Here is a 16,466-nt window from a genome sequence, read left to right on the forward strand (position 1 = left end):
AGGAGACATTATGAATCTGGATGAAATGGTGGCGCTTAGTGTAAAGCATAATGCGGCCGATCTGCACCTTTGCAGCGGACATTTGCCCTACTGGCGGCGGCAGGGGAGGCTGGAGGCGATTCCGCAGCAGAGCCCGCTCTCGGCCGCCTGGATGACGGAGTTTATGGCCCGCTGGCTCAGTGAACCCCAGCGCCAGCAGCTGGCGCGTGACGGGCAGATCGATTTCGCCCTGAGCCTCGCCGACGGTCAGCGTCTGCGCGCCAGTCTGTTTATGCAGCGCAACGGCCTGTCGCTGGCGCTGCGCCTTATCTTTGCGGTCTGCCCCACGCTGGAGAGCCTGCAGCTTCCCGCCGTGGTACCGACGCTGCTGGAGCAGCAGGATGGATTGATTCTGGTCACCGGGGCGACCGGAAGCGGCAAATCCACCACGCTGGCGGCGCTGGTGGATGCGCTGAATCGCCAGCATGCCCGTCATATCATCACGCTGGAAGATCCCATTGAATTTATCCACCACAGCCAGCAGTCGCTGATACAGCAGCGTGAAATCGGCCTGCACTGTCCCTCTTTCTCACTGGGCATCAGAGCGGCGCTGCGGGAAGATCCCGATGTGATTCTGCTGGGCGAGCTGCGCGACAGCGACACCATCCGTCAGGCGCTGACGGCGGCGGAAACGGGGCATCTGGTGCTGGCAACCCTGCACACCCGCGGCGCGGCGCAGGCGGTGGACAGGCTGGTGGATGTCTTTCCGGCGGAGGAGAAACCGCTGGTGCGAACGCAGCTGGCGGGCAGCCTGAAAGCGGTCATTGCGCAGCGGCTGGTGCCTTCCGTTGCCGGATCGCGCATCGGGCTGTTCGAGATCCTGGTTGCGACACCGGGCATCACTCATCTGATTCGGGAGGGCAAGATGCACCAGATCCCTGCTCTGTTGCAGACCGGCGCACAGGCCGGTATGCAAACCTTTGAGCAGAGCAGGCTGGCACGTGAAGCTGCCGGACTGATCGCGTCAGGTCAGTAGTGGTTCTCGAACCAGTCCTGCAAAATGATGGCGGCCGACTGTGAATCCACCGACCCTTTACTGAGCGCACGATAACCGCCACGTTCGAAGAGGCCCGCACGCGCTTCGACGGTGCTGAGGCGCTCATCCTGCAGCTCGACCCGGATGCCAAACCGACCGTGCAGGCGATTGGCAAATTTTCGCGCCCGGGCCGTTAACGGCTGTTCAGTGCCATCCATATTGAGGGGTAAACCCACCACCACGAAATCGGGCTGCCACTCTTTCAGCAGCTTTTCAATGAGCAGCCAGTCTGGCGTACCATCCTGGGCTTTCAGCGCCGCCAGGGGACGGGCGCTGCCGGTGAGTTGCTGACCGACGGCGACACCAATGCTTTTGGTGCCGAAGTCGAAACCTAACAGTGTTTGCGTTGACATCAGGCGTGTCCGGCGTCGCTGGCCATGTTGTGAATATCGACGCCGATGCTGCGCGCCGCTTCGCGCCAGCGCTCTGCGATAGGCGTCTGGAACAGGATATTGCTGTTGGCTGAGGTCGTGAGCCAGGCATTTTCCATCAGCTCATTTTCCAGCTGATCTTTTTCCCAGGCGCAGTACCCCAGCGCCACCAGCACATTTGTGGGCTGAGAGGCGGTGCCAATCGACTCCAGCACGTCACGGGATGTGGTGATGACGGTGTTGTCGGAGACACGAATGCTGGAGGTAAAAGTCCGTTGCGCTGAGTGCAGAATAAAGCCGCGATCTTCCGCCAGCGGGCCACCGGTGAAAACCGGCTTATCCAGCCTGATGGCCGGGTCGCGATCGTCAGCAGAGATTTTCAGCTTCTTCAGAATGCCTTCAACCGTCAGGTTTTCCATGGGTTTATTGATGATCAGTCCCATTGCACCTTCTTCGTTATGTTCGCAGAGATAGACCACGGAACGCTTGAAGAAAGGGTCCTGCAATGAAGGCATGGCAATCAAAAAGTGATGTTGTAAATTCATTCTCACACGATGTACCAAAAAAATAACCGGCACGCGACGGCCGCACCGGTATTGGGTTGATCACGGAGCCTCGCCCCGGCGTCTTGCTCAGCCCAGGCGTTTCTCAATGGCATCCATCAACATGCCGGTGATGGAGATCGGGAACGCAGCCTCAATTTCACGAATGCAGGTCGGGCTGGTCACGTTAACTTCAGTCAGTTTATCACCGATGATGTCGAGACCGACAAAAATCAGTCCTTTTGCTTTCAGCGTCGGGCCAACACGGCGCGCAATTTCCCAGTCGCTTTCACTCAGTGGACGGGCTTCACCGCGCCCACCGGCGGCGAGATTGCCACGCGTTTCACCGCCCTGCGGGATACGCGCCAGGCAGTAAGGGACCGGCTCGCCATCCACGACCAGCACACGCTTGTCACCCTCTTTGATAGCCGGGATATAGTTCTGCGCCATGCAGAAGCGGCTTTCGTGCTCGGTCAGGGTTTCTGTGATGACGCCAAAGTTAGGATCGTCCTGCTTCACGCGGAAGATAGAGGCGCCGCCCATGCCATCCAGCGGTTTCATGATGATGTCGCCGTGCTCCTGCCAGAAGGCGCGCAGCTGCTCTTTGCGGCGGGTCACCAGGGTCTCAGGCGTGAATTCCGCAAACCAGGCGGTGTAGAGCTTTTCGTTACAGTCACGCAGGCTCTGCGGTTTGTTCACGATCAGCGTTCCCAGCTCTTCTGCGCGCTCCAGAATGTAGGTCGCATAGATGAACTCGGTGTCGAAAGGAGGATCTTTACGCATCAGGATCACATTCAGGTCAGCCAGCGGGATCTCCTGCTCGCTGCCGAACTGATACCAGTTATCCGCATTCTGCTCAACGCTCAGCAGGCGGGTGCGGGCAGAGGCCACGCCACCGCGCATCGAGAGATCGTGCATCTCCATGTAGTGAATTTCGTAACCACGGCGCTGTGCTTCCAGCAACATGGCGAAGCTGGAGTCTTTTTTAATATTGATGGACGAAATAGGGTCCATCACGATGCCAAGCTTAATCATTATTATCTCCTCGGTAAGGCGTTGATCGCCTCGTTCGGTTCGGTCTGCAGTGGGCCGAACAGTCAGGACACTATGCCTGCTCTCTCACCGCCGAAAGTATCGCTTAACCCAGGTCGCCAAACCTCACCTGAAGTGCCGTAATGGCGGTCAGCGCGGTGGTTTCGGTTCGCAGAACCCGTGGGCCAAGCAGGATATCCGTAAAATCGTGCTGCGCCGTCATCGCAATCTCGTCCGCTGACAGGCCGCCTTCCGGGCCAATCAGCAGCCGGACCCGCTCCACAGGCTGTGGTAGCGTGTTAATACTCTGGCTGGCACGCGGATGCAGGTTAAGCTTCAGACCGCTGTCCGCTTCCGCACACCAGGCTTCCAGCGTCATCGCTTCACGAATTTCCGGCACGCGATTGCGGCCACACTGCTCGCAGGCGGCAATCGCAATTTTCTGCCACTGCTGGATCTTCTTCGCCAGACGTTCAGCATCAAGCTTTACGCCACAGCGCTCGGAAAACAAGGGTGTAATGACGTTCACGCCCAGTTCAATTGATTTCTGGATAGTGAATTCCATTTTTTCACCGCGCGACATCACCTGACCTAAATGCAGATGCAGGGGAGACTCGCGATCGTCCGGCTGGCTCTCTGTGACCGATACTTTTACACGCTTTTTATCAACATGCGTGATCTCTGCTGCAAAAGTCAGATTAGTGCCATCAAAGAGTTCCAGACGCTGGCCTGCCGTCATCCGGAGGACCCGGCCCACATGGTTGGATGCATCTTCATCCAGAGTAATTTCACTGCCGATGTTCAGAGGCGCGGCGTGATAGATGCGAGGTATGCGCATAAGGTTCCTGAGACCGGACGCCGCGCTGCAGCGGCGTCATGGGAAAAGAGCTAGTGTAGGGCAGGGATTTTAGCGCTGGCAAGCCTGCTGCACATAAGGATTGTGATTGCCCTGCACCCTGGCAATCCGCTGGTCGCGTTCGCACTCCCACGGCGTGACAGGATAGAGTTTATCCCAGGCGGTAAACAGCTGCGTCTGCTGGCGTGAAATGCGCAGATGGTACTGGTCGCGCATATAGAAATAGGTACGGGCAATCGCGCCCCGCGCCCGCGCAGGCGGCTCCGCCTGTTTCAGTTTGAAGTCGATCTTCATCTCACACTGACCATACTGCTTCTCGCTGCCGTTCCACTGACTGTAGGCGAAGTTGCCGCGGTCGCCATTCACTTCACCCACCGCAGGCTGCAGGTTGTGCAGATCGGTTTCGATGCGGCGATAGTCGGGGTCTTTGTTGCAGTTTTTGCGGCCACCGTCCTGCCAGCACTGGCGCTGATGTCCAAACTCCCACGCAGGCATCACATGTTCCCACTCAATGCGTGCGGCGCGATTCGCATTTTTGCGCACCTGATAGCCACAGCTGTTGAGATCGGGGATGCCCTTTTTTCCCTGCCACGTAATTTTACAGCCACAGTAAAAGGAGCCCGGTGCATCGGCATTAATCGCCGCAGCAAAGGTTTTGGCCTGCTGAAAGTTATTCTGATGATAGTTATTCAGGTTGATAGCGTCAGCGGCAGGGGCAAACAGCAACGCCACCGCCAGACTTAAAATGCGAGACATATTCCAGCTTCTGTTCAGTACAAAAAAGGGCGGCAGGTTAACAGAATGTCCAATAGGGCGGAATGGGGATTAGTCTCAGGCTGGCACAAACTCGCCCGCGGTCAGCAGGCTTCCGCAGTGCACGCAGCGATACTCACTCTCTTTGCGCACCACCCGATTGTGGCGCCGCACCGTAAGCTGGTGCTGCTGGCACTGACAGCGATAGGCAAAGGTCTTGCTGCGCACGGAAGCGATCTCAAACTGATGGGTGCGCCGCGCCGGCACGCCCAGCACCTGCTCCATCATCCACTTCCACTCTTTGCCGTGCGGCGCAACGCGACCAAACTGTTTCCAGACCAGCAGATGCGCCAGCTCATGCGGCACCACTTCATCAATAAACGCCTGCTGATTTTCCAGCAGCAGTACCGGATTAATGCGGATTTCCCAGGCGGCCAGCCAGGCCGTGCCCGCCGCCGTGCCGCGCTGCTGGTAGAGCAGGGCAGGTTCCGGGTAGTCCGTTTTCAGGGCCTGATTGGCACGCGCAAGCGACTGGCGCAGCGAGCGCATCACCGCCTGCTGCAGGGCAATAGGGAGACGAGGTGTTTTCATGGCGTTCAGGATAATCATCGCTGCCCGGGAACTCAACATAACCCGCGAAAATGGCAGCAGCGTAGCTATAATCTGCCGCCCCGTTTCCGGCACGGCAGGCGGCGGCGGCCACAGGGTGGTCAGACGAGGCGCGGCAGCGGCGGAAATTTCCGGATTCAATATGGTTATCGGCGTTTTTAGAATATCCTATTGATAAGGTTCACTGCAGCGTGAACCGATGAGATGCGACAGGCACAGTGTACGGACAACGCAATGAAAAATAATAACATCAGGAAGCAGCGCATTGTGCTGGTGACCGATTTGATGGCAGGTCGCGGCGGTATGGAGAATGTGACCGGTCAGCTGATTACCACGCTGAATGCAGAGGCCGGAACGGAAGCGGGGCTGTTTATTATCAACAGCGGCGAAGAGAGCCACTCCCGTGCCTGGACCGCCAACGCTGTTTTAGCCGAGAGCGTCTGCACGCTGCGCAACAAAAAGATAAAAAATCTGATTCATACGCTGCGAATGGCCGCCTTTTTTCGCCGCTATCAGCCCGATCATGTCCTGACCCTGAATACGATTCCCTGCCTGATGACGCGCCGCGCCATCAGCCTCTCCGGCCGTAAAATCATGCTGTCGAGCTGGATGCATCTGCCCCCGCGTGAACGTTACCGTCCCCACTATCTGCTGCGGGCCGATCACCATTTCGCCATCAGCCAGCAGATTAAACAGCAGCTGGTGGATCTGGGTGCCCGTGATACAGACGTTGATGTGATCTATAACCCGGTAAAGCGCACTGAGGTGGTCATTGGCCGCCCGCAGGGGCTGAAGTTTCTCTATATCGGGCGCATCCACTTCCAGCGACAGAAACAGCTGAAAGATCTGTTTGATGCCCTGCAGCAGGTCAGCGTCCCCTGGACGCTGGAGATGGTGGGAGATGGCGAGGATCTGGCGCAGTGCCAGCACTACGCGGCGCAGCTTGGGATTGCGGATCGCATCACCTGGCATGGCTGGCAGGAGAACGCCTGGGAGTATGTCCTCCACCACATCAGACAGGTCAGCTGTCTGCTCATGACCTCCAACTTTGAGGGGTTCCCGCTGATCCTGCTGGAGGCGATGTCGCGCGGCGTCTACTGCGTCTCATCCGACTGCATCAGCGGTCCGGCGGAAATTATTCAGAACGGTCACAATGGTCAGCTCTACCCTGTCAATGACAGCATGGCGCTGGCCGCTATTCTCAACGCCATGAGCGGGGATTTCCGTTTCCCTGACCATCAGGTTATTAAAGCGAGCATCACCGGTTTTTATGAGGAAAATTATATGAAGCACCTGATGACCGTGCTTAATCGCCTTACTGAGGTTAAGCATGACGAATAAAACCGAACGCAATGGATTAACGTTACTGGTTAATTTCTCCGTGATTGCGCTCTGCCTGGCACTCTCACTGAATATGTTTGTTACCGGTCTGCCGCAAAAAATATTCTACTTCGTCTCCTATCTCTCTGTTGCCTCCATACTCTATGGCCTGGTGCGCAGACGGATCGACTTCAGGGGAGCGGGTTTTTATCTCGCGCTGTTCGCTGTTCTGGTTATCTTTACCCTGATCCGTCTGTTCTGGGCCCTCCACGTTAAGGGGATTGAGACCGCCCCCTCAACCGATGCGATAACCAATATCGGCAACTACCTGCTGGGCGCGAAGCGGCTGTTGCTGGGCGCGTTTATTCTCCTCAGCCTGGCTATTTATGGCGATCGGGTTTCCCTGACCACGCTGCGTATCGGGAAAGTGCTCATTCTGATCGGACTGCTGATTACGCTGGGCTTCGGTATTCATGAGCATCTCTACACCGCGAACATCCGCATCAAACTCACGACTGAAGCGGCGTCGATGTCCTCCTACATGATTCTGTTTATCTACTGCGCCTGGCTGTGGCTGAGTCGTTTTGAGACGCATCGCTACTGGAAGGTTGCCGATGTGGTGGTGCTGGCTGTCACCTTCGCGCTGCTCTACCTGTGTGCGACCCGCGTGACCCTGATTGCGCTGATCGCCACAGGCCTGCTGTTTGTGGTGCAGAGTTACCGGCTGTCGCTGCTCACTAACTGGCGCGTCGGCACGCTGGCGGTGGGCGTCGTGGCGCTGCTGATCCTGATGACCAGTAACCGCTGGGTGGAAGGGGTGCAGGATATTGAGAACTTTGGCTCCAACAGCTCGACCTCGCTGGGTGCACGCGTCGCGATCTGGGGCGGAGCGATGAACTTTATTGAGCATCATGGCGGCTTCGCGACGCCGGATGCGCGCACCACGGAGGCGCGTCAGTTCATCATCAAACACTATCCGCTCAATGTGGAAGGCTACACCAACGTCAAATACAACATGCACAACGAGTTTCTCGAAGTGACGACGTTACAGGGATGGCTGGGGACGCTGTCGCTGGCGCTGCTCTATCTGACGATGCTGGCGGGCTGGCTGAAGAAGTGCGATCTGCGCGGGGCGGCGCTGCCGATGCTGGCGCTGTTTATCACCGGGCTGACCGATTCGGTGCTGCCCTATAACCAGACTGCCACCATCTTTATCATGGCGCTGGCGCTCTGCTGCCTGCCGCGGCCTCGGCCGGACGTGCGGGTCACCCCGGTATGATGAGGGGCTGAACCAATAAAAAGGGCGGGGTTTCCAGAGAAACCCCGCCCTTTTTTTAATGCTTAACGGTTAGTCGCGTGCACCGATGTCGCGCAGTTTTTTACCGGCCATCAGGTTACGTTCGATGTGTTCCAGCGAGACGTTTTTGGTCTCCGGAATCAGCATCAGCGTCAGCAGAATGAAGAACAGGTTAAGCAGCGCGTAGACCCAGAAGGTGTTGGCGTTGCCCAGGGTATTCAGCATCGTCAGGAAGGTCGCACCCACGATCATGTTGGCGATCCAGTTGGTGGTGGTCGAGACGGTGATACCGAAATCGCGGCCTTTCAGCGGCTGAATTTCAGAACAGAGTACCCAGATCAGCGGACCGGCTGACATCGCGAAGCCAACGATGAACATCAGCAGCATGCCTACCGCGAAGTACTGTGCGCCCGGCGAGGTAATGCCAAAGTGCAGCATCGTTCCCAGCACGCCCATACCGGCAGCCATCACCATAAAGCCCAGAATCAGGGTCGGTTTACGGCCCCAGCGATCCACCAGGCCAATGGCAATAAAGGTCGCCAGCACGTTGACCAGACCGACGATGACCGTACCCCACATCTGCTGCGTGGTGTTGGCGAAGCCGGCAATTTCAAAGATTTTAGGTGCGTAGTACATGATGACGTTCATACCGGTAAACTGCTGCATAACCTGCAACAGAATGCCGAGGTAGACGGCACGACGGAAGTGGCTGCTGCTGGTGAACAGACCCCAGCCAGACTGCTTGATCTTCAGGCTTTCACGAATCTCATCCAGCTCACGTTTTGCCTGCTCACTGGTGTCGCGCAGACGGTCCAGTACGCGTTGCGCATCGCGGAAGTTGCCACGCGCCGCCAGCCAGCGTGGGCTGTTTGGCAGGAAGAAGACACCGATCAGCAGCAGCAGGGCAGGGATGGTGATGACGCCCAGCATCCAGCGCCAGTTGCCGGTAAAGCTGAAGGCGGTATCAGACAGGTAAGCACCCAGAATCCCGATGGTGATCATCAGCTGATAGAGCGAAATCATACTGCCGCGAATTTTTTCTGGTGCGATTTCAGAAAGATAAAGCGGGGCGGTATAAGAGGCGACACCGACTGCCAGACCCAGCAATACGCGGGCGCTGATCAGCATTTCCGGGTTTGGCGCCATCGCCGACCAGAGAGAACCGATAACGAACAGAATCGCACCGGCCATCAGGCTCTTTTTACGGCCCAGGCGGGAGGACATCCAGCCGCTGCCGATAGCCCCCACCGCAGCACCAAACATCATGGAACTGACGATCCACTCCTGCTGATGAGCGGTAACGTTGAAGTCCTTTGCGATAAACGGCAGGGCACCGGCAATCACGCCGATATCCAGACCGAACAGCAGACCCGCAAGGGCTGCCAGAAAGCAGACAAATAAGGTCATCGCCTTATTTGAAGTTCTGCTTTTGTGTGTATTGCCAGGCATTTTAGCCTCCAGGTTTATCCATCATTGTTTTTATCAATGTTAAAAAACCTTTTACGGGAAAAAAGTGAGTCTGATCACATCAGTGTAATCGCTTACACACGCTGAAACCCTGAAATTCAGCATATTTTACCCGTAAAGATTAATTAACCAGTGAGGTATAGCACTCATTAAGTTTCTGACAATGCTCTATTTATTGGCTATCAGACGACGCTGAAAATAACGCATTTTGAACAGAATAACCACGTGCGTTAAATCTTAAATGTCAGATAAACAAAGCATTTCAATTTGTAATCGTTAACATTTTGTTGTCAGAAAAAGCGCAATGAAGTGTAGCTGAGATTAGAGAACCTGCTGAGGAGCGGCGGGAAGGTCGGGCAGAAGCGTTTTATCCGGTCAGAATGGGGCAGGCCGGTAATGCAAAACAGATAACAATCTGCCCGTGCTGCACGCAGGCAAAGCCACTGAAAAAGCAATAAAAAACCCTGCCGGCGTGGCAGGGTTTCATGATCAGCCGGAAAACTTACAGGCCAGCCGCTTCACGCAGCAGGGCGGCTTTATCGGTTTTTTCCCATGGGAAATGTTCGCGACCAAAGTGACCGTAAGCGGCGGTCTCTTTGTAGATAGGGTGCAGCAGATCCAGCATCTGAATCAGACCATATGGACGCAGGTCGAAGAATTCACGCACCAGCAGCGTCAGCTGTTCGGTCGCAATTTTCTCGGTGCCAAAGGTTTCCACCATGATGGAGGTCGGTTCAGCAACGCCGATCGCATAAGAGACCTGAATTTCACAACGGTCAGCCAGACCGGCTGCGACGATGTTTTTCGCGACATAACGCGCTGCATAGGCCGCAGAGCGGTCAACTTTTGACGGATCTTTACCGGAAAACGCACCGCCACCGTGACGCGCCATGCCGCCGTAGGTGTCGACGATGATTTTACGACCGGTCAGACCGCAATCGCCCATCGGGCCGCCGATCACAAAGCGGCCGGTCGGGTTGATGTGATATTTGGTTGAGGCATTCAGCCACTCGGCAGGCAGAACCGGCTTGATGATCTCTTCCATCACCGCTTCCTGCAGATCTTTCTGGCTGATGGACTCCGCGTGCTGCGTTGACAGCACGACCGCGTCGATGCCGACAATTTTGCCATCGTCATACTGGAAAGTGACCTGGCTCTTGGCATCCGGACGCAGCCACGGCAGGGCGCCGTTTTTACGCACTTCTGCCTGACGCTGAACCAGACGGTGTGCATAGGTCACCGGTGCAGGCATCAGAACGTCGGTTTCGTTGGTCGCATAACCGAACATCAGGCCCTGGTCGCCCGCGCCCTGTTCCAGCGGATCGGTGCGGTCAACACCCTGATTGATATCCTGAGACTGTTTGCCAATCGCGCTCAATACGGCGCAGGAGTTGGCATCAAAGCCCATATCGGAATGAACATAGCCGATTTCGCGAACGGTGTTACGGGTGATCTCTTCGATATCGACCCAGGCGCTGGTGGTGATTTCACCACCAACCAGTACCATACCGGTTTTAACGTAGGTTTCGCAGGCCACACGCGCTTTTGGATCCTGTTCCAGGATCGCATCCAGCACGGCATCGGAAATCTGGTCGGCGATTTTATCGGGATGTCCTTCTGATACGGACTCGGACGTAAAAAGGTGTTTAGCCATTCTGTTCTTTACCTTAAATATGGTTTGAATTCGACTGCATAGCGCCAGTGAGGTTATCTGACCTGACGCCCCTTCAGGCAAAGCCGCGAGCAGTGAGGTTGTGTCAGCACAGCAGGCCAACACCGCCTGGATATTAACCTGTTTAGATGGAAAACCATCTGGACGGCTATTTTAGGATAGAGGATAAACCAATTACCAGCCCTTTTTCTGTTTCGGCATTTTACCTGTCAGCTTTATCGGCATAATTTGCTGACACTCCACGGAATTACCCGATAATCTTTTTGCTTTTTAGCGCCGTAAACGGTATAAAACGCCGCTGCTTCGCTAGCCGCAGCAAGGATGACGCCACTGTGTGCGTCGCGCCCGTCAGACACCGGTCTGGCTTTCACCCTGGTTGTTCTCCATGTGCCCCCGGCATATGCGGAGGTGATACAAGTAATGAACCACGCTTTTTCTTCTCCCGGTTCTCTGCGCTCTGGCGCAACACTGGCGCGCTCCTGCCTCCCCTCTGTTTCTCTTTCCAGCCGACAATATCTGCGATGCGGTAATTTTACCGACACGAGCGCTGGCTAATCTTTACCTCTGTTCTCAGGGCTTTGTCTCTTCTCTGCGTCCACGCAGTGGAACGAGACCGGTTATCTATGGTCAATAAAGATCGGGTAAATGTTCTCTGTTTAAACGGATCTGGCCAGGGTGTTTTACACTTAACTCATATGCGTGAAGCGCGCTGACGGCAACGTCAGGTGAACAGGACATGACGTTTAATGGGGTATCTGCGTTTCAGATTAGCGGCCATAAAGCCGGTTAACAGTTTCATCTTTCAACGGAAAATTGAGGTTCGCGATGTCTGACGACATGAAGAATATCAAAGGTTCGTCAGCTGGCGAACAGGGTGCACTCCGCTCCATGCAGGAGGTTGCAATGAACGATCAGGACGCGAGCAAAATGTTGCGGACGTACAACATCGCCTGGTGGGGCAACAACTATTACGACGTCAACGAACTGGGCCACATCAGTGTCTGCCCGGATCCGGATCGCCCGGATGTGCGCGTCGATTTAGCCCGGCTGGTGAAAGAGCGCGAAGCACAGGGCCAGCGTCTGCCCGCGCTGTTCTGCTTCCCGCAGATCCTGCAACATCGTCTGCGCTCTATTAACGGCGCGTTCAAACGTGCGCGTGAATCCTACGGCTATACCGGTGACTACTTCCTGGTTTACCCGATTAAAGTCAACCAGCATAAACGCGTCATTGAATCCCTGACCCAGTGCGGTGAACCGCTGGGCCTGGAGGCTGGCTCGAAAGCGGAGCTGATGGCGGTGCTGGCACATGCGGGTCAGACCCGCACGGTGATCGTCTGTAACGGTTATAAAGACCGGGAATATATTCGTCTGGCGCTGATTGGCGAGAAGATGGGCCACAAGGTCTATCTGGTGCTGGAAAAAATGACCGAGGTGCGGCTGGTGCTGGAAGAGGCGGAGCGTCTGAACGTGGTGCCGCGTCTGGGTATCCGTGCTCGCCTGGCGTCACAGGGCTCCGGCAAGTGGCAGTCGAGCGGCGGCGAAAAGTCGAAGTTTGGCCTGTCAGCGACGCAGGTGCTGAAGCTGGTTGAGATTATGCGCGAAGCGGGCCGCATCGACAGCCTGCAGCTGCTGCATTTCCATCTTGGTTCACAGATGTCCAATATCCGCGATATCGCCACCGGTGTGCGTGAGTCGGCGCGTTTCTATGTCGAACTGGCGAAGCTGGGCGTAAACATCAAATGTTTCGACGTCGGCGGCGGTCTGGGTGTCGATTATGAAGGCACGCGCTCGCAGTCTGACTGTTCGGTCAACTATGGCCTGAATGAGTACGCTAACAACGTGATCTGGGGCATCGGGGCCGCCTGTGATGAGCACGGCCTGGAGCATCCGACGGTGATCACCGAGTCCGGTCGCGCCGTGACCGCACACCATACGGTGCTGGTTTCTAACATCATCGGCGTGGAGCGCAACGAGTTCAGCGAACCTGAAACGCCGGATGCCGATGCGCCGCGCCCGATTCTCAGCATGTGGGAAACCTGGCAGGAGATGCACGAGCCGGATACCCGCCGTTCGCTGCGTGAGTGGCTGCACGACAGCCAGATGGACCTGTTCGATATCCATACTGGCTACTCCTCCGGCACTTACGATCTTAAGCAGCGTTCATGGGCTGAGCAGCTCTATCTGAGCATCTGTCACTATATTCAGCAGCATCTCGATCCGAGCAACCGTGCGCATCGTCCGATCATCGACGAACTGCAGGAGCGAATGGCGGATAAGATCTACGTTAACTTTTCGCTGTTCCAGTCGATGCCGGATGCATGGGGTATCGATCAGCTCTTCCCGGTTCTGCCGCTGGAAGGGCTGAATAAGAAGCCGGAACGCCGCGCTGTGCTGCTCGACATCACCTGTGACTCTGACGGTACCATCGATCACTATGTGGATGGTGACGGTATCGCCACCACCATGCCGATGCCGGAATATGACCTGGATAACCCGCCGATGCTGGGCTTCTTCATGGTCGGGGCCTATCAGGAAATTCTGGGCAATATGCACAACCTGTTCGGTGACACCGAGGCGGTGGATGTCTACGCGCGCGAAAATGGCGAAGTGGAAGTTCAGCTGTCGGATGAGGGTGACACGGTGGCAGACATGCTGCGCTATGTGCAGCTTGATCCTAACCAGCTGATGTCGCTGTTCCGCAATCAGGTGCAGGCGTCCGATCTGGATGAAGAGCTTCGTGCCCAGTTCCTGGAAGAGTTTGAGAGCGGCCTCTACGGATACACCTATTTAGAAGATGAGTAATCGCATCGTTCAGCCCGCAATCGTATATTGCAGTTGCCGCTGACTATGCCGATAATCTGACTCACTCAATCCCTTCCTCGTCGGGCCTAACGACGCGGAGGGGATTTTTTTCATCTATATCTTAATGGCTTGCGGGCCTGGCCCGACTTACGCATAGAGAGAGCAATTATGTATAACACGCTTGGCAATCAGTACGACAACTCCCTGGTCTCTAACGCCTTCGGCTTCATGCGCTTTCCGCTGAACTTCCAGCCTTATGACAGCGACGCAGAGTGGGTGATTACCGGTGTACCGTTTGATGCTGCCACCTCTGGTCGTCCGGGCAGCCGCCTGGGGCCGGGCGCCATCCGCCAGATCTCCACCAACCTGGCCTGGGAAGGCTGCCGCTGGCCTTGGGATTTCGATCTGCGTCAGCGTCTGAACGTTGTCGACTGCGGCGATCTGGTTTACGCCTTCGGTGACTCACAGGATCTCTCCGATAAATTACAGGCTCACGCCGAAAAACTGCTGGCCAGTGGCAAGCGCATGATGACCTTTGGCGGCGACCACTACGTGACGCTGCCGCTGCTGCGCGCGCATGCGAAACATTTCGGCAAGATGGCGCTGGTGCACTTTGATGCCCACACCGACACCTACTCCAACGGCCCGACGTTTGACCACGGCACCATGTTCTTTACGGCGCCGAAAGAGGGGCTGATCGATCCTCAGCACTCGGTGCAGATCGGTATCCGTACCGAATTTGACCGGAGCCTGGGCTTTAACGTGCTGGATGCGGCGCAGGTCAATGACCGCAGCGTTGACGATATCCTCGCTGAAGTAAAACGCACCGTCGGCGATCTGCCGGTCTATCTCACCTTCGATATCGACTGTCTGGACCCGGCTCATGCACCTGGCACCGGTACGCCGGTCATTGGCGGCCTGACCACCGATAAAGCCACCAAACTGATCCGTGGCCTGCAGGGCATGAACATCGTGGGTATGGATCTGGTGGAAGTGGCACCGGGCTATGACCATGCAGATTTAACCGCGCTGGCCGCGGCGACGCTGGCGCTGGATATGCTGCATGTTCAGGCGGCCAACAAGGGCTGATTTGCCGCACCCCTCTGATAAGTCTGCCGGGATAATCCGGCAGGCTTTGCTGCCGTCTCCCGCCATTCCCCCTCTGCGTTTTCCCCACGAATACCCTGTCTGACCGGCTGCTGGCTTCGGCCATGCGGTTCAGGCGCAACTGCACATCAGCAACTAAACTTAGTGACATCAATTTTCGACGTGGAGGCAATCATGGGCTTTCTTGATGAACTGGCGGGCTCACTGCAGGGCAGTCAGAGTGACGGGCATCTGCCCGGCCAGCTGCAGGCGGTGTGGCACTGGGTACAGGAGCAGGGCGGCATTGAAGTGCTGCTGCAAAAATTTCAGCAGGGCGGGCTGGGTGAAGTCTTTAGTTCGTGGATTGGCACCGGCAGCAATCAGCCGGTCGCGCACAGCGATATCCACTCGGCGTTTGGTCAGGCGGAACTGCAGTCACTGGCGGATAAGCTGGGAACCGACGTTAAGGGCGCAGCAGGCACGCTGGCGGTGATTCTGCCGCAGCTGATTGACAGGATGTCACCGCAGGGGCGCATGGATGAGGCGTCACTGCATGAGAATAAACTCGATTTAGGCTCAATGGTGGATCAGATATTTAAGCGCTGAATCAGCCAGAGCCGGAAGGTATCAGGCGCATCGCCCTGAAGGATGATGCGCCTGATTGTCTCTTATTTCGCGTCGGCAGCAATGCGATCGCGGATATGCTGAGCGCGCGCTTCTGAAGCCGGGTGGGAGTCAAACATCGAACTCTGACGGCCCTGTTCCAGCTTCGCCAGTTTCTCAAAGCTGGTGACCAGCCCCATCGGGTTAATGTTGCGCTTCTTCATCAGGTCATAGGAGTAGTCATCCGCCTGTGACTCCTGCGACTGGGAGAACTGCGCGTTGACCAGTTTCTCACCCAGTTCGCCCAGCTGCGACTGCGACAGCGAACCGATCACCCCGCCAACCGACGCGGCAGCCGTGCGGGCCGCAGTGGTGGCATACGCCAGCTGCATCGCTTTACGGGTGTGGCCCAGCGCAACGTGACCCATCTCATGGCCCAGTACCCCTTCGACTTCATTGTCGGTCATCATATCCATCAGTCCGCTGTAGACACGGATACAGCCATTTGCCATCGCCCAGGCGTTGACATCTTTCGTCTGGTAAACCTTGTAATTAGCCGGGACGCCATTGATGTTGTCGCCCAGCGCGGCGGCAATCTTGTTCAGACGCTGCTGATATTGGCTGTCAGCCGGCGCGATCTGATTCTCTTTGTCCATCTGCTCACAGGACTTATCGCTCAGCTGCTTAACCTGATCGTCGCTCAGCGTGTAAGCCTGATAGGCCTGAGCGCCTGACTGCATCAGCGCGTTATTGTCCAGCCCCTGACAGCCGCTCAGCAGCGTCGCCAGTCCAAGCGCTAATACCGTTTTCTGGATTTTCATGCTCTATCCCATTCATAACAAGGTAAGAAAAACAAACACCTGAAATCGTGCCAGGTGAATAAACGTTTTGGTTATAGCCTGCCAGTCTGCACTTTGCTAGCAGAGTTGGCCGGAAAAGCCATACGAAGCGGTGACATTTAGCGTTTTACAGCATGTACTT

General features: G+C 56.3%; 15 protein-coding genes. 6 read left to right on the forward strand and 9 right to left on the reverse strand.

Going from position 1 to position 16,466, the window contains the following annotated elements:
* Positions 1–10 precede the first annotated feature (10 nt).
* Positions 11–1,015 carry a type IV pilus twitching motility protein PilT gene (locus AC1V0D_RS16740; RefSeq protein ID WP_150030155.1) on the forward strand — a complete coding sequence of 335 codons (1,005 nt, stop codon included), beginning with the start codon at positions 11–13 and terminating at the stop codon, positions 1,013–1,015.
* Here the strand turns inward: AC1V0D_RS16740 and ruvX are convergent.
* From ruvX to AC1V0D_RS16770, 6 genes are all read right to left on the reverse strand, one after another.
* Complete coding sequence (gene ruvX / locus AC1V0D_RS16745; RefSeq protein WP_009087141.1) at positions 1,009–1,428, reverse strand: Holliday junction resolvase RuvX; 420 nt, start codon at positions 1,426–1,428, stop codon at positions 1,009–1,011. The two genes, AC1V0D_RS16740 and ruvX, sit on opposite strands and share 7 nt — an antisense overlap.
* Positions 1,428–1,991 carry a YqgE/AlgH family protein gene (locus AC1V0D_RS16750; protein WP_482907785.1) on the reverse strand — a complete coding sequence of 188 codons (564 nt, stop codon included), beginning with the start codon at positions 1,989–1,991 and terminating at the stop codon, positions 1,428–1,430. Before AC1V0D_RS16750 ends, ruvX begins: the two co-directional genes overlap by 1 nt.
* Before the next feature lie 87 nt (positions 1,992–2,078).
* Entirely contained in the window at positions 2,079–3,023 is a 945-nt protein-coding gene (gshB, locus tag AC1V0D_RS16755) for a glutathione synthase (protein WP_111208362.1), read from the reverse strand.
* A gap of 103 nt (positions 3,024–3,126) precedes the next feature.
* Entirely contained in the window at positions 3,127–3,858 is a 732-nt protein-coding gene (rsmE, locus tag AC1V0D_RS16760; RefSeq protein WP_009087137.1) for a 16S rRNA (uracil(1498)-N(3))-methyltransferase, read from the reverse strand.
* A 69-nt stretch (positions 3,859–3,927) separates the two neighbouring features.
* Positions 3,928–4,632, reverse strand: a complete 705-nt coding sequence (gene endA / locus AC1V0D_RS16765; protein ID WP_009087136.1) for a deoxyribonuclease I — start codon at positions 4,630–4,632, stop codon at positions 3,928–3,930.
* A 75-nt stretch (positions 4,633–4,707) separates the two neighbouring features.
* A complete protein-coding gene (locus AC1V0D_RS16770; RefSeq protein ID WP_009087135.1) occupies positions 4,708–5,220 on the reverse strand; it encodes a SprT family zinc-dependent metalloprotease in 513 nt (170 codons plus the stop codon).
* Between the two features lie 252 nt (positions 5,221–5,472).
* Here AC1V0D_RS16770 and AC1V0D_RS16775 point away from each other — a divergent pair, with 252 nt between their 5' ends.
* The gene (locus AC1V0D_RS16775; protein ID WP_482907786.1) at positions 5,473–6,579 is read left to right on the forward strand and encodes a glycosyltransferase; all 1,107 of its coding nucleotides are present in this window, start codon (positions 5,473–5,475) and stop codon (positions 6,577–6,579) included.
* Positions 6,569–7,837 carry an O-antigen ligase family protein gene (locus AC1V0D_RS16780; protein WP_482907787.1) on the forward strand — a complete coding sequence of 423 codons (1,269 nt, stop codon included), beginning with the start codon at positions 6,569–6,571 and terminating at the stop codon, positions 7,835–7,837. The genes AC1V0D_RS16775 and AC1V0D_RS16780 overlap by 11 nt, the downstream gene beginning before the upstream one ends.
* A 69-nt stretch (positions 7,838–7,906) precedes the next feature.
* Here AC1V0D_RS16780 and AC1V0D_RS16785 read toward each other — a convergent pair whose 3' ends face one another.
* A complete protein-coding gene (locus tag AC1V0D_RS16785) occupies positions 7,907–9,304 on the reverse strand; it encodes a sugar porter family MFS transporter (protein WP_009087132.1) in 1,398 nt (465 codons plus the stop codon).
* Between the two features lie 520 nt (positions 9,305–9,824).
* Positions 9,825–10,976 (reverse strand): methionine adenosyltransferase, encoded by a 1,152-nt coding sequence (gene metK, locus AC1V0D_RS16790; protein ID WP_009087131.1) that lies wholly within the window; start codon positions 10,974–10,976, stop codon positions 9,825–9,827.
* 843 nt (positions 10,977–11,819) lie between these two features.
* On the opposite strand from metK, the gene speA reads away from it, so the two are divergent.
* From speA to AC1V0D_RS16805, 3 genes are all read left to right on the forward strand, one after another.
* Complete coding sequence (gene speA / locus AC1V0D_RS16795; RefSeq protein ID WP_009087130.1) at positions 11,820–13,796, forward strand: biosynthetic arginine decarboxylase; 1,977 nt, start codon at positions 11,820–11,822, stop codon at positions 13,794–13,796.
* A gap of 168 nt (positions 13,797–13,964) precedes the next feature.
* On the forward strand, positions 13,965–14,885 hold the full coding sequence (speB, locus tag AC1V0D_RS16800; protein WP_009087129.1) for an agmatinase: 921 nt from the start codon (positions 13,965–13,967) through the stop codon (positions 14,883–14,885).
* A gap of 192 nt (positions 14,886–15,077) precedes the next feature.
* Positions 15,078–15,488, forward strand: a complete 411-nt coding sequence (locus AC1V0D_RS16805; RefSeq protein WP_009087128.1) for a YidB family protein — start codon at positions 15,078–15,080, stop codon at positions 15,486–15,488.
* Between the two features lie 62 nt (positions 15,489–15,550).
* Here AC1V0D_RS16805 and loiP read toward each other — a convergent pair whose 3' ends face one another.
* Complete coding sequence (gene loiP / locus AC1V0D_RS16810) at positions 15,551–16,306, reverse strand: metalloprotease LoiP (protein WP_058958125.1); 756 nt, start codon at positions 16,304–16,306, stop codon at positions 15,551–15,553.
* Positions 16,307–16,466: the final 160 nt, after the last annotated feature.

The organism is Pantoea sp. PA1, from assembly GCF_056856975.1.